Raw genomic sequence first — 18,182 nt, 5'->3', positions numbered from 1 at the left:
CTAGCCCTTGGCTGGGCAAGGCCGTACGAACGGGAGGTGAAGACAACATCCCGCTTCCGGCGCCCTCACGCCATTCACTCCGCAGCGGCGACAATGGCCCCTCGGGCGCACCATGCGCGATCCGCCCACCGAATGCAGGAATGCTGAGATGTCCAACACCCCCTCTGGCGAATCGTCATGTGCTGCCGCAGCCAGCGGCTGCATCGAGGTCCGCGGTGCGCGCGAGCACAACCTGAAGAATGTCGATGTCTCCATTCCACGCAATGCACTGGTGGTGTTCTCCGGCGTGTCGGGGTCCGGCAAGTCCTCGTTGGCCTTCGGCACGGTCTTCGCCGAGGCGCAGCGGCGCTACTTCGAATCCGTAGCGCCGTACGCGCGTCGCCTGATCGACCAGGCCGGCGTGCCCGACGTGGATGCCATCGACGGCCTGCCGCCGGCGGTGGCCTTGCAGCAGCAGCGCGGCGCGAGCAATGCGCGCTCGTCGGTGGGCAGCGTGACCACGCTGTCCAGCCTGGTGCGCATGATGTACTCGCGGGCGGGGGCCTACCCGGCCCACCAGCCCATGCTGTACGCCGAAGACTTCTCGCCCAACACCCCACAGGGCGCCTGCAGCACCTGCCATGGCCTGGGGCATGTCTACGAAGTGACTGAAGCACTGATGGTGCCGGACCCGTCGCTGAGCATCCGCGAGCGCGCCATCGCCTCCTGGCCACCGGCATGGCATGGCCAGAACCTGCGCGACATTCTGGTCACGCTGGGCTACGACATCGATGTGCCGTGGAAGAAACTGCCGAAGAAGGACCGCGACTGGATCCTGTTCACCGAGGAAACGCCCACGGTGCCGGTCTATGCCGGCTTCACGCCGGCCGAGACCCGCGCCGCGCTCAAGCGCAAGCTGGAGCCCAGCTACATGGGCACGTACACCGGCGCACGCCGCTACGTGCTGCACACCTTTGCCAACACCCAGAGCGCCCTGATGCGCAAGCGTGTTTCCCGCTACATGGAGGGCCGGCTGTGCCCCGCCTGCCACGGAAAGCGCCTGAAGCCGGAAGCACTGTCGGTCACCTTCGCCGGCGTGGACATCGGCGAGTTCATGCGGCTGCCGCTGGACCAGCTGGCGGCCTTGCTCGAGCCCATCGCGCAGGGCGACTTCAGTGCACACAGCCACGGCGCGCGTACCAGCAGGCGTGCAACAACGCCCCGCGATCGCGCCAAGCGGGCAGCAAGTGGCCGCGCGACCCACGAGGGCGCCCCCGACGTGCGACTGACCTCGGCCCTGTCAGAGGAAAAGCGCCTGGCTGCACAGCGGCTGGCGGGCGGGGTCATGGCACGGGTACGGCAACTGCGCGAGCTCGGCCTGGGCTATCTCTCACTGGACCGCGCCACGCCCACACTATCGGCCGGCGAACTGCAGCGCCTGCGCCTGGCCACGCAGCTCAGCTCGCTGCTGTTCGGCGTGCTGTACGTGCTCGACGAACCCTCGGCCGGCCTGCATCCGGCCGACAGCCAGGCGCTGTACGACGCGCTGGAACGGCTGCGCAACGGCGGCAACTCGGTGTTCGTTGTTGAACATGATCTGGAGCTGATGCGCCGCGCGCAGTGGCTGGTGGATGTGGGCCCACAGGCAGGGGAACATGGCGGACGCGTTCTCTACAGTGGCGAGCCCGACGGCCTGCGCAACGTTCAGGATTCGCGCACGGCGCAGTACCTGTTCGACCGGGTGCCCGCACCGGCCAGCCGGCAGCGCAGCGTCAACAGCTGGCTGGCGCTGAAAGGCATCCACCGCCACAACCTGCACGGTGTGGATGCGCAGGTGCCGCTGGGGCTGCTGACTGCAGTGACCGGCATTTCCGGATCGGGCAAATCCAGCCTGATGGCGCAGGCGCTGCCTGAGCTGATGCTGCTGCACCTCGGGCATGAGACAGCAGACGACGGCGCCGACAGCGCGCCCACGGATGGACCCACCGTGATCGAAGCCACTCGGGGCCAGCTGGCCGGCGACGTGGACGCCATCCAGCGCGTGGTGCAGGTGGACCAGAAGCCCATCGGCCGCACGCCACGCTCCAACCTGGCTACCTACACGGGCCTGTTCGACCACGTGCGCAAGCTGTTCGCCGCGACACCCGACGCGCGCCGCCGCCGATTCGATGCGGGCCGCTTTTCGTTCAACGTGGCCAAGGGGCGATGCGAGACCTGCGAAGGCGAGGGTTTCGTCAGCGTCGAACTGCTGTTCATGCCCAGCGTCTATGCGCCGTGCCCCACCTGTCACGGCGCCCGCTACAACGAGGCCACGCTGAAGGTGCAGTGGAACGGCCGCAACATTGCCGAGGTCCTGCAGATGACGGTGGACCAGGCCCATGCGTTCTTCGCCGAAGAAGAGGCCATCGCCCGCCCGCTGCAGTTGCTGCAGGAGATCGGCCTGGGCTACCTGCGGCTGGGCCAGCCGGCCACGGAGCTTTCAGGGGGTGAGGCGCAACGCATCAAGCTGGCCACAGAGCTGCAGCGCAGCCAGCGCGGGCGCACGCTGTACGTGCTGGACGAACCCACCACCGGCCTGCATGCATCAGACGCCGACAGGCTGCTGGTGCAGCTTCAGCGGCTGGTGGACGCAGGCAACACGGTGGTGATGATCGAGCACGACATGCGTTCTGTCGCACAGGCCGACTGGGTGATCGACGTCGGCCCGGGCGCAGGCAGCGCGGGCGGCACCATCGTGGCGGCGGGGCCACCGCATCAGGTGGCCCGCGCCAAGGGCAGCAGGACGGCACCGTTCCTGGCATCCGAGCTGGGGCAGGGTGTGCGCGAGCGGAATCATCCGGCAGGAGGCGCCTAGCCGCAGGACAGCAGCGTCCAGCAACGATCGGCAATCTCCGCCGCGCCAGGGTGGCCGCGCAGGCTTGATCGTTTCGCAAGGCGGCACTGCAGATCGTCCATCCAGGCTGACCGGGTACCGTGCGGATCTCTCACATAGATGTCGCAGGCAAGCCGGATGACCGGCGCCACTTCGTGCCGGAAACTCACCGCGGGCAACGCGCCCAGGTTGAACGCGGTTTCCCAGTGGGCCAGCTCGCGCTCCACATCGACAACGTGCTTGCTTCTTCCGCGGCTCACGGCGCCTACCCCTGTTCGAAACCTCACTGTACACGCTTGCTGCCGGGAGCCTGTTCATCACAACCGTTCATACAACGCGCTTGCCGGCACGTTCCCGTAACGGCAACAGGCCCACAGTCAATCGGCAGCACACTTGCTGCGACGGAGAATCGAAATGAACAGCGTCCCCGAACAGAACAGGAATGACCGCTCCAACGCTTCCGCTGAAGCAGAACAGCCCGTGCAGCAGGGGCAGGTCGAGGGGGGCGAGCCCAGCGCGGAGGAGCCTGGCCGGCAAGGCGAACAACAGCAGCAGGACAAGAAGGATCGTAGCGACTCGAATCCAACGGACCAAAAGAAAGGCGGTCCCGGCGGTGATACGCGTCGCTGAAGAACAGGAGGAGCCGCGCGTCGCGCGGCTGCTTCCGCGCAGCAGACAGGGAGCGCGCATGTCCTCGCAAAGCCAGGCGATCAGCCTGATGACCAAGATCATGTACCAGTGCCGCCCGGAGAGAACGACGACGATGGCGCAATGCCGTTGCTGCGATGCGCCCAGTCCTGGCGGGATGGAGTGCGCACGGTGCCTGACCGGAAGGCTTGGCGAAACGATTCACAGTCGTGGCGCAGCGTTCGGCTGGCTGGAGTCGTTCCGCAGGGTCCAGCAGGACGAAGCACACGTATTCGAATGCGCAAAGCGCGCCGATGCGGCATCTTCCTAGGCGTCGCATCCAGACCTGACATCGCGCAGGCGTATGCTCGGGTCATCCAGGAGCAACGCAATGACTTTTCCGATCTGCATCTACGATAGAACGGGCACGGGGCTCCGGCTGCCCACGGGGTGGTGGATCGACCTTCAGTCCGATCTGCCCGCGCTGGTGAACGGCGCCGCACGTATCGACCTTCCGCGCTCTTCGAAAGACGAGCATCCACGCTTGGATCCAGAGGTCCTGAGGGACCTTTTCCGGCGCATCGGGGGTTCGCAGTGGCTAGCTTGAATCCGGTGCGTTCCCTGGGAGTGCGCTGGCTGTTCTTCCGTCTTCGCAACGGCCAATCCATCAGTCCCGCCAGGTTGATGTCCGTCTGGTCCGAGGCTGCCGAATCCAATGAGTGCGCCGTGCGCCGCGAGATCATCGACGGCGCAGGCTACGTCTATGCCCTGTACGCGCCCAACAGCCTGCTTTCTCCCCGGCGTGTGGAGCTGCGCATGAGAGCGCTGCTGGAGGAGGCGGGCTACGCCTTCACGATGGGTAGCCTGGCAGGGCGTCACCCCGGCGACGGTTGAGGCGCGGCGCTGAGGCGCCGGCCGGACAGTCCATGCGTCGCTCTCATTCGGGGCCATCAGGCTCCAGAGGTTCGTCAGGTGCGGGATCGAAGAGCGCCAGCATCCGCTCCCGCCGGCACTGTTCGAGCCAGTGGTGCCATATCTCCACCTCGTCCATCAGCCCCGTGGCACCGCACGCGGGGCACGTGAGCGTCGTGCCCAATGGACTCGTCTTGATGCCCTCGTCCTGAGTCATTGATGAGCGCAAGCCGCAGCTCTTGCAGGTGGATCGCAATTGATCGAGGCGAACGATGGCCCCATTGCGCGCAAGAAGGGGCTGGATCGCGTGGATCCGGAAGGCATTGGGAGGATGCATGGCCGTGTCGTCTGGGGCTGGACACGGGAGCAAAGGATTCTGCGCCGGAGAAGAGCCGTGAGAGCGCAGTATGCTTTGTTGGAGGTTAACCCTTCATCAAGGTGCACCCCGCGCGCCATGACTGGCTTGAAATCCCACGGCCGCAATCGTGCACTGACGTGGCAGCCGGCGCTCGTCCGGTGCCGGCCCTGCCTCTGGGCAGGAAGGGCTCCGCCATCACGACGGAGCCCCGTACACTCACTTTTCCTGCAGGAACGCCAGCAGATCCTGGTTGACCTTGTCCTTGTGGGTGTCGGTCAGGCCGTGCGGCGCACCCGGGTAGACAATCAGCTTTGCGCCCTTGATGAGCTTTGCCGACTGGCGGCCCGAGATATCGATCGGCACGATCTGGTCGTCGTCACCGTGGATGACCAGGGTAGGAACATCGAACTTCTTCAGGTCGGCGCGGAAATCGGTGGCCGAGAACGCAGCGATCGAGTCGTAAGTATTCTTGTGGCCGCCCTGCATGCCCTGTGCCCACCACGCATCGATCAACCCCTGCGACACCTTCGCGCCCGGGCGGTTGAAGCCGTAGAACGGGCCCGACGGAATGTCCCGGTACAGCTGCGCGCGGTTATCCATCTGTGCCTTGCGGATGCCATCGAACACTTCGATCGGCAGGCCGTTTGGGTTGTCGGCGGTCTTCAGCATGAACGGCGGCACCGAGCTGATCAGCACGGCCTTCTTCACCCGCCCGGTGCCATGCCGGCCGACGTAGCGCGCCACTTCGCCGCCACCGGTGGAGAAGCCCACCAGGGTCACATCGTGCAGGTCCAGCGTATTGATCACCGTGGCCAGGTCATCGGCGTAATGATCCATATCGTTGCCGTCCCACGGCTGGCTGGAGCGGCCGTGGCCGCGACGGTCATGGGCAATGACGCGATAGCCGTGGTTGGCCAGGAAGATCATCTGCGACTCCCAGCTGTCCGAGTTCAACGGCCAGCCGTGGCTGAAGGTCACGACCGGGCCGTTCTTCGGGCCCCAGTCCTTGTAGTACAGCTGCACGCCATCGGCGGTGGTGATGTAGGTGGCGGTGCGCGCGATGCTGGTGACTGCCGCCGGCGTGGCCGGTTCGGCGGCCTGCGCGGACAGGCTGGCCTGGACCGAGAGGGCGAGGGCGGCAACGGCCAGGGTACGGGCGAAGGTGTTCATGCGGGAACTCTCATGGGTGGGTGGTGAGACGTACTTTGCGCCTGCAACCAGGCGTCCGGGTGATGAACTGTCCTGATTTCTTGATAGATCGTCTTGCACGGATGTGCGCACGCGAATCGCTCGCGATCGCCTGTTGACAAGGGAGAACGCTCATTCTACCTTGCAGCCATGAGCAAGGGCAGCACCGACACCCAACAGAAGATCCTGGCCACGGCCGAGGCGCTGATCTACCAGAACGGGATCCACGCCACCGGCATGGACCTGCTGGTGAAGACCTCGGGCGTGGCGCGAAAGAGCATCTACCGCCACTTCGAGAACAAGGACGACGTGGCCGCCGCCGCATTGAAGGCGCGCGATGTGCGATGGCTGGCCTGGTTCCGGCAGGAGTGCGATAAAGCGGACACCCCGGAAGCACGCATCCTCGGCTTGTTCACCGTGCTCAAGAACTGGTTCCAGTCCGAGGGCTATCGCGGGTGTGCGTTCATCAATACCGCCGGGGAGGTCGGCGACCCGGCCGATCCGATCCGGGAAATCGCGCGGAATCACAAGCAGAAGCTGCTCGATTACACGCTGGAACTTACCGAACAACTGGATGTGGAGCAGCCGGCGGATCTGGCCCGTCAGCTGCTGATCCTGATGGAAGGCGCCATCACCCTGTCGCGCGTGATGGGTGATTTCGACGCCGCAGACACCGCGAAGGATGTCGCGAAGCTGTTATTGGAACAGGCCAAGCGTTAGCGCCTGGGTACCCCAGATCCCTTGAAGCAACCCGTATATCCATTTCGATTGGAGGTTTCCCCGTGTCCGCTGAACAACCCCGTCCGCCGCTTCCTCCGTTCACCCTTGAATCGGCCACGCAGAAAGTGCGTCTTGCCGAGGATGGCTGGAACTCCCGCGATGCCGACAAGGTCTCGCTTGCCTATTCGCTCGACACCCAGTGGCGTAACCGTGCCGAATTCACCAACGGTCGGGAGGAAGCCCGGCAGTTCCTGGCACGCAAATGGAACAAGGAGCTCGAGTACCGCCTGATCAAGGAGCTCTGGGCCTTTACCGAAAACCGCATTGCGGTCCGCTACGCGTACGAATGGCACGACGACTCCGGCAACTGGTTCCGTTCCTATGGCAACGAAAACTGGGAATTCGGAGAGGATGGCCTGATGCAGCGCCGCTTCTCCTGTATCAACGACATGCCGATCAAGGAGAGCGACCGCAAGTTCCATTGGCCGCTGGGGCGTCGCCCGGATGATCACCCGGGGTTGTCGGAGCTGGGTATGTGATTCCCGCTGAGGCGCCATCCGAAGCACGCTCAGGTACGATGGGGCGGCCGGCATCCGCGCCGGCGGGGCAGGGGGCGCAATGGACATGCAGGCCGGGGGCGGATTCGAACCGCCAGCGAAGACCGATTCTCAGGAACTGGGATTGATGATCCTATTTAAGAGAGCCGGTCTTCTCTTGTGCCTGGCGGGCGCAGGGTCGGTTAATGCGCAGGTGCCGCCTCAACCGGACAGGCCGAAAGTTGAGCTTGACGGGTCGATCGCAACGGATGATGGCGCGGAGCTTGATGACAAGCAGCTACGCACGCTGGTCGGGCGCGCAGATGCAGGCGACGCCGAGGCGGCGTTTCGACTTTCGCGCCACTTTGAGGGCAAAGGCGTGGCCGGCAACTCCCATATGTGGCTTGCCTATGCCGCAGCGCTGGGACACCCGATTGCACAGTACAACGTGTTCTTCATATTGAGGGACAAACAGGACTGTGAGTCATCCAGTGAGGCATACGCATGGCTCAAGAGTGCCGCGCTGAAGGGAGTGAAGGCCGCGCATTCCGAACTTGAGCAGGCGGCACGCATGGCGTCTCTGCGATGTGCCAGCAAGCGAGAGGAAGAGAGAAGCCATCTACCTACGAGAGAAGCGAGCGTGGCAACTCAGTCAAGCCCGCCGTAGTTGGCCTGCAGGCTGGGAATGAGTCCGGGTGTCCATGAAAGGGCTGGATGCAGTCGATTTCTTCGGACTTGCTACAACATGTTCTTCTGGGCACTCAGGCTGACTGCCTTGGCGGGTTCGTACATTTCGCCGACTTCACAGATCTGTACCCCGCAGATGGGCATAGTGGCCCTTCGGTAGTGTGAGCGCGTCCATCCAGCCACGGGGTTTCCCCGAACGCCAGGAGGTCACTGTGCCAAGTTGTGATGAAGGAATGAAGTTGACGCGTCGCCAGGTGATCGCCGGCGGCGTCACGACCGTGGCGATGTCCGCCGCACCGGGGGCATCATCGCTCGCCGCCGAACTGGCGGCGCCCCCGCCGCCCAGGCCGCCGGTCATCAGCACGGTGGCCTTGACCGTCAACGGCGGGCGGCGGGAGCTTGAGCTCGACACCCGGACCACGCTGCTCGATGCCCTGCGCGAACATCTGAAGCTGACCGGGACCAAGAAGGGCTGCGACCACGGTCAATGCGGTGCCTGTACCGTGCTGGTCAACGGTGAGCGCATCAATGCCTGCCTCAGCCTGGCGGTACAGCACCAGGGCGATGCCATCACCACCATCGAAGGCCTCGGAACTCCCGATGACCTGCATCCGATGCAGGCCGCCTTCATCAAGCATGATGGCTACCAGTGCGGGTATTGCACGCCGGGGCAGATCTGTTCGGCGGTGGCGGTCCTGGACGAGATCAAGCGGGGTGTGCCCAGCCATGTACAGGCGGACATCAGCGCACGGCCCCGGGCCACCAACATGGAAATGCGCGAACGCATGAGCGGCAACCTCTGCCGCTGCGGCGCCTATTCCAATATTGCCGAGGCGATGGCAGAGGTCGCTGGCGTCACCTCTGCAGGGAGGCGCGCATGAGGGCCTTCAGTTACGAACGCGCGAAATCCCCGGCCGAGGCCGCCAAGGCCGTCGCCGGTACCGAGGGCGCGAAGTTCCTGGCCGGAGGGACCAACCTGCTCGACCTGATGAAGCTGGAGGTCGAGACGCCAGCGCATCTGGTCGATGTGCAGGACATCGGCCTGGACAGGATTGAACCCACCGACGAGGGCGGCCTGCGCATCGGCACGCTGGTCACCAATACCGCACTGGCCTCGCATGAGCGCGTGCGCCGCGACTACGCGGTGCTGACCCGCGCGATCGTGGCAGGTGCCTCCGGGCAGTTGCGCAACAAAGCCACCACCGGCGGCAACCTGCTGCAGCGCACGCGCTGCCCATATTTCTACGACCCCAATCTGCCTTGCAACAAGCGCCTGCCCGGATCCGGCTGCGGCGCACTCGAGGGGTTCTCCCGGCAGATGGGCGTGATCGGCACCTCGGACAGCTGCATCGCGACCTATCCGGGCGACATGGCGGTGGCCCTGCGGGTGCTGGACGCCTCGATCCAGACCGTCAGGGGTGACGGCAGTACGCGCAGCATCCCGATTGCCGATTTCCATCGTTCCCCCGGCGACAGGCCGCAGCAGGACAACGTGCTGCAGCGCGGTGAGCTGATCACCCACGTCACGCTGCCACAACCCCTGGGCGGTCGGCACGTGTACCACAAGGTACGTGACCGCGCGTCCTATGCGTTCGCGCTGGTGTCGGTCGCCGCGGTCGTGCAGCGTGACGGCTCGGCGCGGTTCGCCTTCGGTGGGGTCGCGCCGAAACCGTGGCGCGTCGAGGCAGCCGAACCGCTGCTGCGCAATGGCGTAAAGGCCGCGACCCGGCAGGTGTTCGCCGGTGCCCGTCCGACGCGGGAGAACGCGTTCAAGATCGCGCTCGCCGAGCGCACCCTAGCAGCGGTGCTGGTGGAAGGAGAGCGCTGATGCCCCTTGAATTCAACGCCCCCGCCGGCGACAACCTGTTTGACAAGGCCAAGGTGGTCGGCAAGTCGACGCCGCGCATCGACGGCCCACGCAAGACCACCGGTACCGCCCCCTATGCCTACGAGCGCCATGACGTGGCGCCGAACCAGGCCTACGGCTACATCGTCGGTGCGGGCATCGGCAAGGGGCGCATCATTTCGATGGATGCCTCCCGCGCACGTGCCGCGCCCGGCGTACTGGCGGTCATCACCGCACCGGAAACCAAGCCGGTCGGCACATCGAACTGGAACAATGCACCGTTGTTCGGCGGAGCCGAGGTGGCCCACTACCACCAGGCCATCGCCTGCGTGGTGGCAGAGACCTTCGAGCAGGCCCGCGCCGCCGCGGCGCTGATCCGCACCCGCTACGAGCGCGGCAAGGGCCGCTTCGATTTCCCAGCCTTGGCGCCGTCCGCGCCGCTGGCAAAGGGGCGCGGTGGCAAGCCCGACCGGCAGACGCTCGGCGATTTCGACACCGCTTACGCGAGCGCGGCGGTCAAGCTCGACGAGACCTACCACACCTCCGACGAAAGTCATTCGATGATGGAGCCGCACGCCACCATCGCCGCCTGGGAGGGCGACACGCTCACGCTATGGACGGCGAACCAGATGATCGACTGGGCCAGGCAGGGCATGGCGGCGATCCTCGGCATCGATCCTGCCAAGGTGCGCGTGGACTCGCCCTATATCGGCGGCGGCTTCGGCGGCAAGCTGTTCATCCGTGCCGACGCGGTGCTGGCCGCGCTGGCGGCCAAGCAGGTCGGGCGGCCGGTGAAGATCGCACTGCAGCGCCCGTTGATGCCCAACAACACCACGCACCGGCACGCCACCCTCCAGCGCGTGCGGATCGGCTGCGGAAAGGATGGCCGGATCTCCGCCATCGCCCATGAGAACTGGTCGGGCAACATCAACGGTGAGGACGGCGAGAACGGCACCCTGCAGACGCCCAAGCTCTATGCAGGCGCCAACCGCCTGGTGGCCAATTACATCGCCACGCTCGACATGCCCGAAGGCAATGCGATGCGCGCACCGGGCGAAGCACCCGGCCACATGGCGCTGGAAGTGGCGATGGACGAAATGGCCGAGAAGCTGGGCCTCGACCCGATCGCGTTCCGCATCCTCAACGAGCCCGAGGTGGTACCCGGCGATCCGTCCAAGAAGTTCTCCGACCGCAACCTGGTGCGCTGCCTGCGCGAAGGCGCGGAGCGCTTCAACTGGAACAAGCGCAACCCCAGGCCGGCGCAGGTCAGGGAAGGGGACTGGCTGATCGGCATGGGCGTATCTGCGGGCTATCGCGGTGCACCGACAATGAAGTCGGCGGCGCGGGTCAGGCTTGACGGCCAGGGCGGAGTGATTGTCGAGACCGACATGACCGACATTGGCACCGGCTCCTACACAATCATCGCGCAGACGGCAGCCGAAACCATGGGCGTGCCGCTGGAGCGGGTCCAGGTGACCCTCGGCGACTCCCGTCATCCCGCCTCCGCCGGTTCCGGCGGCCAGTGGGGCGCGGCAAGCTCCACCGCAGGCGTGTACGCGGCGTGCGTCAGCCTGCGCCGCAAGGTGGGCGAGAAACTGGGCTTCGACGGCGACACCGCAGACTTCGCCAATGGCCGCATCCAGGCGGGTGGGCGGACGATCAAGCTGGCAGAGGCGGGGACACTGTCGGCGGAGGACGGCATTGCCTTCGGCGACTTCAAGCAAGGCTATGACGTGGGCACCTATGCAGGGCATTTCTGCGAGGTTGCCGTGCATGCCTACACGGGAGAGACGCGCATCCGCCGCATGCTTGCCGTATGCGATGGCGGGCGGATCCTCAATCCGCTCTCTGCGCGCAGCCAGGTCATCGGCGGGATGGTGATGGGCGCGGGCGCGACCCTGATGGAGGAGCTGGTGGTCGACAAACGGCTTGGCTTGTTCATCAACCACGACCTGGCCGGCTACGAGGTTCCCGTGCACGCCGACATCCCGTACCAGGAAGTGGTCTTCCTCGACACGCTGGATCCGGTGATCTCGCCGATGAAGGCCAAGGGTGTGGGTGAACTGGGCATCTGCGGGGTCGGCGCCGCGATCGCCAATGCGGTCTACAACGCAACCGGCGTGCGCGTGCGCAACTATCCCATTACCCTGGACAAGCTGCTGCCCGGCTTGCCCGACGTAGGCTGACGGTGCGCATGGACCGACCCGCAGCCTCGACCACTCTGGAGGTCTCCGCCGCAGGCGGAGGGGAGCCCGGCGATCTTGCCGAGGACCTGTCGGCAGCGCCGGGCTTCCTCGCCGAAGGCAGCCCGCGCGGCGTACTCGAGACGGCATTGACGCGCGTGCGCGCGGGGGAGTACGCCGTGCTCGCGCTGGTGCTGGAAACCGATGGCTCCACCTACGCCGGTGCCGGCGACATGGTGCTGTTCTGCAACGGCAGCCAGGTCGGCTGGCTGAGCGGCGGATGCCTGGAGCCCGAGCTCGCGCGACGCGCGGAGCAGGTGAGCGCTGCAGGCCGGGTCGACTGGATCGAGATCGACACCCGCAGTGACGACGATCTGTTGAGTGGGTCCGCGCTCGGGTGCCGCGGCCGGCTGCGGATTGCGCTCCTGCCATTGCGTGCCATGGCCGGCATCGACGCCGTGATCGAGGCTTGGTTGCGCGAGGGTGTGTCACTCCAGCGCGACCTTCGCACGTCGGGGCAGGTCATTTTCCGTGCCGGCCATCACGAGCAGGCGTGGCAGCTGCATCCGATGGAGGGTACGCAGCCCTTTGGCGAGGGTGCGTGGCGTTTGCCGTTGCCCCGGTTTCCGCGGGCCTTGGTGTTGGGGGGCGGTCCCGAAACGCCCCTCCTGGTTCCGTTGCTGCGGGGCCTGGGGTGGCGGGTCAGCGTGGCCGAACGGCGAGCGCGCTGGGCCTCAGCCGGGCAGTGCGCAGATGCGCATCTTCAGACCAGCCCGGCCGAGGCCCTTCATGGCGACCCGTGCGACGCGGTACTGGTGATGCATCACGATTTCGAACTGGACCGGGAGGCGCTGGTGGCCCTGGCTGATACCAAAGTTATGTTCATTGGACTGCTGGGTCCGCGGCGAAGGCGCGAGGACCTGTTCAAGTTGCTGACACCGGATCAGCGCCACCGCCTTTCCCCGAGACTTCGATCACCTGTCGGCCTGGACATCGGCGGCCGAGGGCCAGAGGCGATTTCGCTCAGCATCGCCGCGCAGCTGCAGCAATGGCGAAGCGCGCACGGCAGGTGACCGACGCGCATGCGGTCGTCGTGCTGGCTGCCGGCGGGAGCACCCGACTTGGCCAGCCCAAGCAGCTTCTGACCCGGCAGGGCGAGACCCTGGTACATCGCGTGGTGCGGTTGGCGCGGGAGCTCGCGCCAGCGCAGGTCCTGGTCGTGGTGGGCGCGAACGCACAGGCCGTGACATCCAGCATTGCCGGCCTGGATGCCACCCCGGTAACCAACCAGCACTGGGAACGCGGCCTGGCGAGCAGCCTGCAGGTTGCCAGCGCACACCTGCTGCCCACGGTGACTGCGGTGATGGTCGTGGCATGCGACCAGCCCGCAATCGAGCGCTCCCATCTGCAGGCGCTGCTTTCGGGTGCCCGCGCCTCGGCGTCAGGGTGCGCTGGCACCCGTCATGGAGGCGCGCTTGGCATTCCTGCAGTAGTGCCGCACCCATGGTTCAATCAAGTGGGTGCAAGCGCTGACCGCGGCTTCGGAGCGCGCCTGCGGCAACTTCCTGCCGATACGGTGCATGTCCTAAAGGCACCGGCACTGGGCCTGGATATCGATACGCCAGAAGATCTTGCGCGTGCGCGCGATGCGGGCTGGATCGATGCCGAGGTCGAGTCGCACGATCACGGTGCCAACGCCCGTCAAGCAGATGACTAGCGGCAGAGCCGGACCCCGAACCCTCGCTGCCCGCAGCCCTGTAGAGTCGAGCCATGCTCGACTACGGCACGCCACATCGCGCCCCATCAGGCACATCACCAGCAAGAATCTGCAGCACCCGATCCAACAGAACAGGCTCCGGCACGCCAGCCAGTACCTGCTCCAGGTAATCCAACGGCTCCAACTGCCATTCGAGGAACGCCCGCAACCGCATAACGGCAGGCGCCCGCTGCCTCGCGTCCAGTGAGACCTGCAACAGCAGATGTTGCGGGCGCCTCTCCAGCCACAGCACGGGTATGCCTCGGCAATGAACCTGGAACTCGGCATCTCGATGCCGCTCAACGAACTGGAAGCCCTGTCGTGGCCGAGCCTCCACGAACTGCATGGCTTGGCGGCGCAACTGCAGAAAGCGATCGCCGGGGATGCTGTGGAAACCGATAGGCGAGGGCTTGGGCGGTGCCAGCCACTGCGTCTGTGCCGCAACCACCACCACAAGACAGAGCGCGGTGGCCGCCCAGCGCCACCAGGCCACTCAGCCCTCCGGATGCAGTCGGGTACTGGCGTGTGCGGTAAGGCCGATTCCGGCCATGATCAGCCCCTCCATCACGCGCGGGCCAACGTACTGCTCCAGCTCGCCATTTTCGCGGGCGCGCTGCGCGGCCAGCAGAATCTTCAGGACCACGCGAAGCCCGGCCAGCGAGCAATCGGTATCCGCCAAGGCGATGCGTCTACCGGGCATCTGATGGCGTTCAGGCCACGGCTGGCCATCGGAGGCGACGCCAGAGCCGATGCTGTGCAGCAGGGCGATGAGGGTGTTCGGGTCCAGCGCAGGGCCATTCGCAGGCGCGTCGTGGATCGGATGCGGGGCAGGGGAGTGGGGCTGGGTCATGGCGGGGCTCCTTGCGTGCATGCAGAAGCCGCCACCGATAAAGGTGGCGGACGATGCGTGGTTCGAAACCCGGCGTTCGCTGAACCGGCGGGCACAAGGCCCCCACGCACCGCCCGCCATAGCCGGCCGACGGATTGCCAGCCGGCACCACACAGGGTGATGCCGGCTGGCAAGCGTTTACTTCAGCGAACTACCGGGGTTTCGAATCCCGGCCACCTGTTTTCGGTGGCACGCAAAGGAATACGCCCGGCTGTGCGCGATGCCAATGCAGTAAGGCTGATGCCGTCACCACATTCAACATTTTCAGAATCGTTGTATACGACGAAACGAAGCTGGAGCCTTGCGCTGCAACGCTATCGGCCATGTCGGTGGTGCAGCTCTGCGCGCTGTCGGCATCCGCCCGGTGGGGCTGTGAGCAAGGCAGATGCGACATGCCTGTCCAGCAATGCGCTTCCGATTGCGTGTGACGCGTCACGTTAATACGTGAAATCCGCGAAATAAGGCGCTGCATGTCACCATGTGGCGAATCATCTGCACAATGCCCCTTGGTACCTCATGGACGCATCCGCCCAAAAAGGTTTTCATGTCTGGCATGACTGACGGGCAGCAACTACGCAACGCGCAATGGGGCAAGGTGTCGCGCCTGTTCAAGCCTGCGATGATCATTAGCGCGGCGCTGGCGGCAAGCGCAGAAACGCTCTATCGCACAGGGGTATACCCGCGAGCCATCTTCGAGGCGGGCAGCGCTGATTCTCGAACCTGGTTGTATGTGGCATTGATGTACCTGATCGCCTTTCCAGTACTGTTTCTTTGGATGAGGCGACTGCTCGCAGGCTATCCCATGCCATGGAACCCGCCACTCAAGCGCTGGTTGCTGGGCGCGTTCTCCCTGATCCTCTGCAGCGGAATGATCATGCTGCCGGTCATCGTGCTGACTGTTGGAGGCAGCGCTGCAGGTCGCGGCAAAGGGCTGTATCAGGTGTTCACCGGCAGCCTATTCGGCACATTCCTTGTGGGAACGGTGCTCGCCTACGGAGCGGCCCTGGGGGCATGGCTGCTGTTTATCGGAACCCCCAAGCTGCTCTTCCCCAGGCCGGGCTCGCGCTAGGCCCGCTGCGATAGTTCCCTGGAAGTGCAGGTGTTCGAGCCCGCCACCTGCTGCCGGGTCGTCAGTGGCCCTTCAACGCCGCCTTGGTTCGCTCCAGCCATGCGGCATTGTGGCTGCGCGCGTGGCGCGACCAGTGCTGGGCATCGTCGATGATGCTGGCGAACAGGCTGCGGGCTTGCTCGCGATCGTCGGGTTGCGGCTGCGCCATCAGCCATTCGGCGTAGAGGCAGCGGGCGGCCGCGTCGTTTCCGCATTCCAGGGCGCGCTCGAATGCGGCGCGGGCTCCGGGGGCTTGCGCGGTTGCCAGTGCCTGCGCGTACAGCAGGGTCTGTTCCGGCTTGCGGCGCACGTCCGGGTGGCGTGCGAACAGGCCGTCCAGCGTCTCCACCGCAAGCTCGGGCTGCCCGGAATCGAGGCGGGCACGGGCAAGGCCGGTCAGGATGTAGGCATCGTCGCCCAGCGGCGAACTGGCTGCCTGCTCCAGCAGGGTTCTGGCTTCCTCCGCCTGGCCGGCATCCAGCAGCGTCATGCCCAGGCGAACCCGGTTCTGCACGGTGGGCGTGCGCGCCAGTTCGGCACGGGCGTTGCGAAGGTCCTGGCCCGGGTCCATGAGCTGCTTGGCGGAACGGACGACCTGTCGGGCGCCCCGCGAGTGGCGGACTTCCGGGAAGTAGATCGCCAGGAAGTAGACGACGCTGCCGAGCAGTGGGAACGAGAAGAGCAGGATGAGCCAGTAGAGGTTCTGGCCCGAGCGGATGGCGTGCACCGCGAAGTAGATGGCCGCCAGTACGTGGAGTCCGATTCCGATATAGGGCATGTGTGCCGCCTCGTCCTTGTGAGGGGTGGAACTATAGTCGGGGAGGGGTAGGGCGCCAATGGAGTGGCAGCGATCGAGCGTGACGCGTCACGTTAATAGGATGAGTTCTGCAGGGTCGAGCGCTGCATGCCACTATGTGGCGGGGCTGCATTGACGGAAGGGGATACATGGAACGTACGCAGAAGACGCTAACCATGGCCGATGTTGCGGGGTGGGGTTCGGCGCTGGTTACGTTTGGCTTGGTGCAAGGGGCTTTCTATCTGAAGGCTTACTGGGGTCACTTCGGCCTGGATCCTTTTCAGTTTGTTGCGGTGAGTGAGCTTGCACTGGCAGGGCTTGCGGGGATCGGCATGGTGTTGTTCCTTATTCTGATTGCGCTGCTGTTTGGAGGGTGGGTTGAGGGGGAGGTGACAGCGACGCCGTCCCAAGCCAATCTGCTGATGTGGCTGACCCTGGCTCTTTGTCTTGTTGGAATGGGTGCCTTGCTTTGGTGGACCAATGCCTGGCCCGTTTTGATAGGTGTGGCGCTGACGGGCATATGTGCAATGGCAGTACGCCTGTCCCCAGTGTTGCCGGCCGCCGTGAAGGACTCGCCGTGGCTGGTCTATGCGCTCGTGATGATTGTCTATGTCCCGATCTCGTCAAACTGGCTTGGCTTCGAGCGCGCCAAGGCGATCACTTCTGGCGCCAGCAAGTACACGGTCAATGTGACTATTGATGAGAAGGTGCAAGGCGGCCTGGGCCTAGTGGGGCGTTTGGGTGATAGCTATGTACTTTGGGACCCGGTACAGAAAGCTGCAGTTCTTATGCCAGTGGACGACGTGAGTAGGCTGGAGATTGCGCAAAAATCCGTTCTGCCTGCCAAACCAGTTCAGTCGCGATAAGGGCTCGTTATCACGGCTACAACCGTACCCCTGTCGTGGACCTGTGCCGTACGGGAGCCAGTCCACGTGTTTCGTGGTTGGCCCTTAACAATCATGCGCGGCAAATCTAGGCGCAGTCCGATAGAGCGCTCCGGGGGCCTTACCTAGGATTCTCTCCGCCAGCCGTGCACCGGCTGGCCGGACAGGACCTTCTCCCCAAGTGTCCGATCCGTCCCCGGCCACCGCCGCTTCGGCGGCGGTGGTTTCTTGCCGCCCGCGTGCGGATCACATCTGTGAAGAAGAACACCACCATCATGAAGCTCATTCCGATCGCTTCCGCTGCAAGCCTGCTGCTGGCCGCTTCGGCGGCCAGCGCCCAGTCCTATGGCTCGGGCACCATCGAGTTCACCGGCGAAGTCACCGACCTGACCTGCACCATTTCCGGTGGCGCCGGCGCCATCGGCACCACCAACGTCACCGTTCCGATGAGCGCGGTGCAGGCCAACCAGCTGGCAGCAGCCGGCGACGTTGCCGGTGAACACCCGTTCCAGCTGATCATCGGTGGCCCCGGCCAGGGCACGTGCCTGGATGGCAAGGTCGCCGAGCTGTACTTCGACCCGGCTGCCGGCCAGGTCGACGCGAGCAACGGCAACCTGCGCAACCAGGAAGCCAACGCGCCGGCAGCCAACACCCAGATCCAGGTGAAGTACAAGAACGCCGTGGTCGACCTGCGCGATCCGTCGTTCAAGACCGATCCGGTGACGATCACCAACAACACCGCCACGATCGACATGGCCAGCCAGTACGTCGCCAACGGTGGCGCTGCGGCCCCGGGCTTCGTGCAGTCGTACGTCAACTACAAGGTTGTCTACAACTGATC

21 protein-coding genes are annotated in these 18,182 nt (G+C 65.2%); 15 read left to right on the top strand and 6 right to left on the bottom strand.

Annotated elements, in window-relative coordinates; genetic code table 11:
* The first annotated feature begins 148 nt into the window (after nucleotides 1-148).
* Nucleotides 149-2,833, top strand: coding sequence for an excinuclease ABC subunit A (locus ACUDTM_RS02920; protein ID WP_445391129.1), 2,685 nt, complete (start codon nucleotides 149-151; stop codon nucleotides 2,831-2,833).
* Here the strand turns inward: ACUDTM_RS02920 and ACUDTM_RS02915 are convergent.
* Nucleotides 2,830-3,078 carry a hypothetical protein gene (locus tag ACUDTM_RS02915; RefSeq protein WP_227836711.1) on the bottom strand — a complete coding sequence of 83 codons (249 nt, stop codon included), beginning with the start codon at nucleotides 3,076-3,078 and terminating at the stop codon, nucleotides 2,830-2,832. The genes ACUDTM_RS02920 and ACUDTM_RS02915 overlap by 4 nt on opposite strands.
* Nucleotides 3,079-3,265: 187 nt before the next feature.
* On the opposite strand from ACUDTM_RS02915, the gene ACUDTM_RS02910 reads away from it, so the two are divergent.
* From ACUDTM_RS02910 to ACUDTM_RS02900, 3 genes are all read left to right on the top strand, one after another.
* The gene (locus ACUDTM_RS02910) at nucleotides 3,266-3,481 is read left to right on the top strand and encodes a hypothetical protein (RefSeq protein WP_072167045.1); all 216 of its coding nucleotides are present in this window, start codon (nucleotides 3,266-3,268) and stop codon (nucleotides 3,479-3,481) included.
* Between the two features lie 58 nt (nucleotides 3,482-3,539).
* Nucleotides 3,540-3,809 carry a hypothetical protein gene (locus ACUDTM_RS02905; protein ID WP_088497450.1) on the top strand — a complete coding sequence of 90 codons (270 nt, stop codon included), beginning with the start codon at nucleotides 3,540-3,542 and terminating at the stop codon, nucleotides 3,807-3,809.
* 281 nt (nucleotides 3,810-4,090) lie between these two features.
* Complete coding sequence (locus tag ACUDTM_RS02900; RefSeq protein WP_005416560.1) at nucleotides 4,091-4,372, top strand: hypothetical protein; 282 nt, start codon at nucleotides 4,091-4,093, stop codon at nucleotides 4,370-4,372.
* Nucleotides 4,373-4,415: 43 nt separating this feature from the next.
* On the opposite strand, the gene ACUDTM_RS02895 is transcribed toward ACUDTM_RS02900, so the two are convergent.
* Nucleotides 4,416-4,727, bottom strand: coding sequence for a hypothetical protein (locus ACUDTM_RS02895; RefSeq protein WP_026346984.1), 312 nt, complete (start codon nucleotides 4,725-4,727; stop codon nucleotides 4,416-4,418).
* Nucleotides 4,728-4,964: 237 nt separating this feature from the next.
* Entirely contained in the window at nucleotides 4,965-5,918 is a 954-nt protein-coding gene (locus ACUDTM_RS02890; RefSeq protein ID WP_353079987.1) for an alpha/beta fold hydrolase, read from the bottom strand.
* A gap of 168 nt (nucleotides 5,919-6,086) precedes the next feature.
* On the opposite strand from ACUDTM_RS02890, the gene ACUDTM_RS02885 reads away from it, so the two are divergent.
* The 8 genes from ACUDTM_RS02885 to ACUDTM_RS02850 all read left to right on the top strand — a co-directional run bounded on the left by ACUDTM_RS02885 (nucleotide 6,087) and on the right by ACUDTM_RS02850 (nucleotide 13,625).
* Entirely contained in the window at nucleotides 6,087-6,656 is a 570-nt protein-coding gene (locus tag ACUDTM_RS02885) for a TetR/AcrR family transcriptional regulator (RefSeq protein WP_072167042.1), read from the top strand.
* 62 nt (nucleotides 6,657-6,718) lie between these two features.
* Entirely contained in the window at nucleotides 6,719-7,195 is a 477-nt protein-coding gene (locus ACUDTM_RS02880; RefSeq protein ID WP_021202431.1) for a nuclear transport factor 2 family protein, read from the top strand.
* 79 nt (nucleotides 7,196-7,274) lie between these two features.
* Nucleotides 7,275-7,859: a sel1 repeat family protein gene (locus tag ACUDTM_RS02875; RefSeq protein ID WP_095377603.1), complete on the top strand. Its 585-nt coding sequence runs from the start codon at nucleotides 7,275-7,277 to the stop codon at nucleotides 7,857-7,859.
* A 253-nt stretch (nucleotides 7,860-8,112) separates the two neighbouring features.
* Nucleotides 8,113-8,760: an aldehyde dehydrogenase iron-sulfur subunit PaoA gene (gene paoA / locus ACUDTM_RS02870; protein WP_445391465.1), complete on the top strand. Its 648-nt coding sequence runs from the start codon at nucleotides 8,113-8,115 to the stop codon at nucleotides 8,758-8,760.
* Nucleotides 8,757-9,707 (top strand): FAD binding domain-containing protein, encoded by a 951-nt coding sequence (locus tag ACUDTM_RS02865; RefSeq protein WP_445391128.1) that lies wholly within the window; start codon nucleotides 8,757-8,759, stop codon nucleotides 9,705-9,707. Before paoA ends, ACUDTM_RS02865 begins: the two co-directional genes overlap by 4 nt.
* The gene (gene paoC, locus ACUDTM_RS02860; RefSeq protein WP_445391127.1) at nucleotides 9,707-11,911 is read left to right on the top strand and encodes an aldehyde oxidoreductase molybdenum-binding subunit PaoC; all 2,205 of its coding nucleotides are present in this window, start codon (nucleotides 9,707-9,709) and stop codon (nucleotides 11,909-11,911) included. Before ACUDTM_RS02865 ends, paoC begins: the two co-directional genes overlap by 1 nt.
* Before the next feature lie 8 nt (nucleotides 11,912-11,919).
* Complete coding sequence (locus ACUDTM_RS02855; RefSeq protein WP_445391126.1) at nucleotides 11,920-12,981, top strand: XdhC family protein; 1,062 nt, start codon at nucleotides 11,920-11,922, stop codon at nucleotides 12,979-12,981.
* Nucleotides 12,957-13,625: a nucleotidyltransferase family protein gene (locus tag ACUDTM_RS02850; RefSeq protein WP_445391125.1), complete on the top strand. Its 669-nt coding sequence runs from the start codon at nucleotides 12,957-12,959 to the stop codon at nucleotides 13,623-13,625. Before ACUDTM_RS02855 ends, ACUDTM_RS02850 begins: the two co-directional genes overlap by 25 nt.
* Nucleotides 13,626-13,686: 61 nt before the next feature.
* Here the strand turns inward: ACUDTM_RS02850 and ACUDTM_RS02845 are convergent, their stop codons facing one another.
* Together ACUDTM_RS02845 and ACUDTM_RS02840 are read right to left on the bottom strand one after the other, a co-directional pair.
* Complete coding sequence (locus ACUDTM_RS02845; RefSeq protein ID WP_445391124.1) at nucleotides 13,687-14,157, bottom strand: hypothetical protein; 471 nt, start codon at nucleotides 14,155-14,157, stop codon at nucleotides 13,687-13,689.
* Entirely contained in the window at nucleotides 14,158-14,514 is a 357-nt protein-coding gene (locus tag ACUDTM_RS02840) for a hypothetical protein (RefSeq protein WP_445391123.1), read from the bottom strand.
* Between the two features lie 583 nt (nucleotides 14,515-15,097).
* On the opposite strand from ACUDTM_RS02840, the gene ACUDTM_RS02835 reads away from it, so the two are divergent.
* Nucleotides 15,098-15,622: a transporter gene (locus ACUDTM_RS02835; protein WP_088497459.1), complete on the top strand. Its 525-nt coding sequence runs from the start codon at nucleotides 15,098-15,100 to the stop codon at nucleotides 15,620-15,622.
* A 61-nt stretch (nucleotides 15,623-15,683) separates the two neighbouring features.
* Here the strand turns inward: ACUDTM_RS02835 and ACUDTM_RS02830 are convergent, their stop codons facing one another.
* Complete coding sequence (locus ACUDTM_RS02830; RefSeq protein WP_445391122.1) at nucleotides 15,684-16,439, bottom strand: tetratricopeptide repeat protein; 756 nt, start codon at nucleotides 16,437-16,439, stop codon at nucleotides 15,684-15,686.
* Between the two features lie 167 nt (nucleotides 16,440-16,606).
* On the opposite strand from ACUDTM_RS02830, the gene ACUDTM_RS02825 reads away from it, so the two are divergent.
* Both ACUDTM_RS02825 and ACUDTM_RS02820 read left to right on the top strand, forming a co-directional pair.
* Nucleotides 16,607-17,323, top strand: a complete 717-nt coding sequence (locus ACUDTM_RS02825) for a hypothetical protein (RefSeq protein ID WP_445391121.1) — start codon at nucleotides 16,607-16,609, stop codon at nucleotides 17,321-17,323.
* A gap of 272 nt (nucleotides 17,324-17,595) precedes the next feature.
* Nucleotides 17,596-18,180, top strand: coding sequence for a fimbrial protein (locus ACUDTM_RS02820; protein WP_088476134.1), 585 nt, complete (start codon nucleotides 17,596-17,598; stop codon nucleotides 18,178-18,180).
* Nucleotides 18,181-18,182 lie beyond the last annotated feature (2 nt).

The sequence above is a fragment of the Stenotrophomonas maltophilia group sp. vghtpe118 genome (assembly GCF_052605195.1).
The sequence above is the reverse complement of the archived record's forward strand: the minus strand, read 5'-3'. Positions and strand labels throughout refer to the sequence as shown.

Excerpts from the sequence above, each read along its gene's own strand:
- ACUDTM_RS02920 (WP_445391129.1), top strand. The coding sequence starts at position 149 with ATGTCCAACACCCCCTCTGGCGAATCGTCATGTGCTGCCGCAGCCAGC.
- ACUDTM_RS02910 (WP_072167045.1), top strand. The coding sequence starts at position 3,266 with ATGAACAGCGTCCCCGAACAGAACAGGAATGACCGCTCCAACGCTTCC.
- ACUDTM_RS02905 (WP_088497450.1), top strand. The coding sequence starts at position 3,540 with ATGTCCTCGCAAAGCCAGGCGATCAGCCTGATGACCAAGATCATGTAC.
- ACUDTM_RS02895 (WP_026346984.1), bottom strand. The coding sequence starts at position 4,727 with ATGCATCCTCCCAATGCCTTCCGGATCCACGCGATCCAGCCCCTTCTT.
- ACUDTM_RS02890 (WP_353079987.1), bottom strand. The coding sequence starts at position 5,918 with ATGAACACCTTCGCCCGTACCCTGGCCGTTGCCGCCCTCGCCCTCTCG.
- ACUDTM_RS02885 (WP_072167042.1), top strand. The coding sequence starts at position 6,087 with ATGAGCAAGGGCAGCACCGACACCCAACAGAAGATCCTGGCCACGGCC.
- ACUDTM_RS02875 (WP_095377603.1), top strand. The coding sequence starts at position 7,275 with ATGGACATGCAGGCCGGGGGCGGATTCGAACCGCCAGCGAAGACCGAT.
- paoA (WP_445391465.1), top strand. The coding sequence starts at position 8,113 with ATGAAGTTGACGCGTCGCCAGGTGATCGCCGGCGGCGTCACGACCGTG.
- ACUDTM_RS02865 (WP_445391128.1), top strand. The coding sequence starts at position 8,757 with ATGAGGGCCTTCAGTTACGAACGCGCGAAATCCCCGGCCGAGGCCGCC.
- paoC (WP_445391127.1), top strand. The coding sequence starts at position 9,707 with ATGCCCCTTGAATTCAACGCCCCCGCCGGCGACAACCTGTTTGACAAG.
- ACUDTM_RS02855 (WP_445391126.1), top strand. The coding sequence starts at position 11,920 with ATGGACCGACCCGCAGCCTCGACCACTCTGGAGGTCTCCGCCGCAGGC.
- ACUDTM_RS02850 (WP_445391125.1), top strand. The coding sequence starts at position 12,957 with ATGGCGAAGCGCGCACGGCAGGTGACCGACGCGCATGCGGTCGTCGTG.
- ACUDTM_RS02840 (WP_445391123.1), bottom strand. The coding sequence starts at position 14,514 with ATGACCCAGCCCCACTCCCCTGCCCCGCATCCGATCCACGACGCGCCT.
- ACUDTM_RS02835 (WP_088497459.1), top strand. The coding sequence starts at position 15,098 with ATGTCTGGCATGACTGACGGGCAGCAACTACGCAACGCGCAATGGGGC.
- ACUDTM_RS02830 (WP_445391122.1), bottom strand. The coding sequence starts at position 16,439 with ATGCCCTATATCGGAATCGGACTCCACGTACTGGCGGCCATCTACTTC.
- ACUDTM_RS02825 (WP_445391121.1), top strand. The coding sequence starts at position 16,607 with ATGGAACGTACGCAGAAGACGCTAACCATGGCCGATGTTGCGGGGTGG.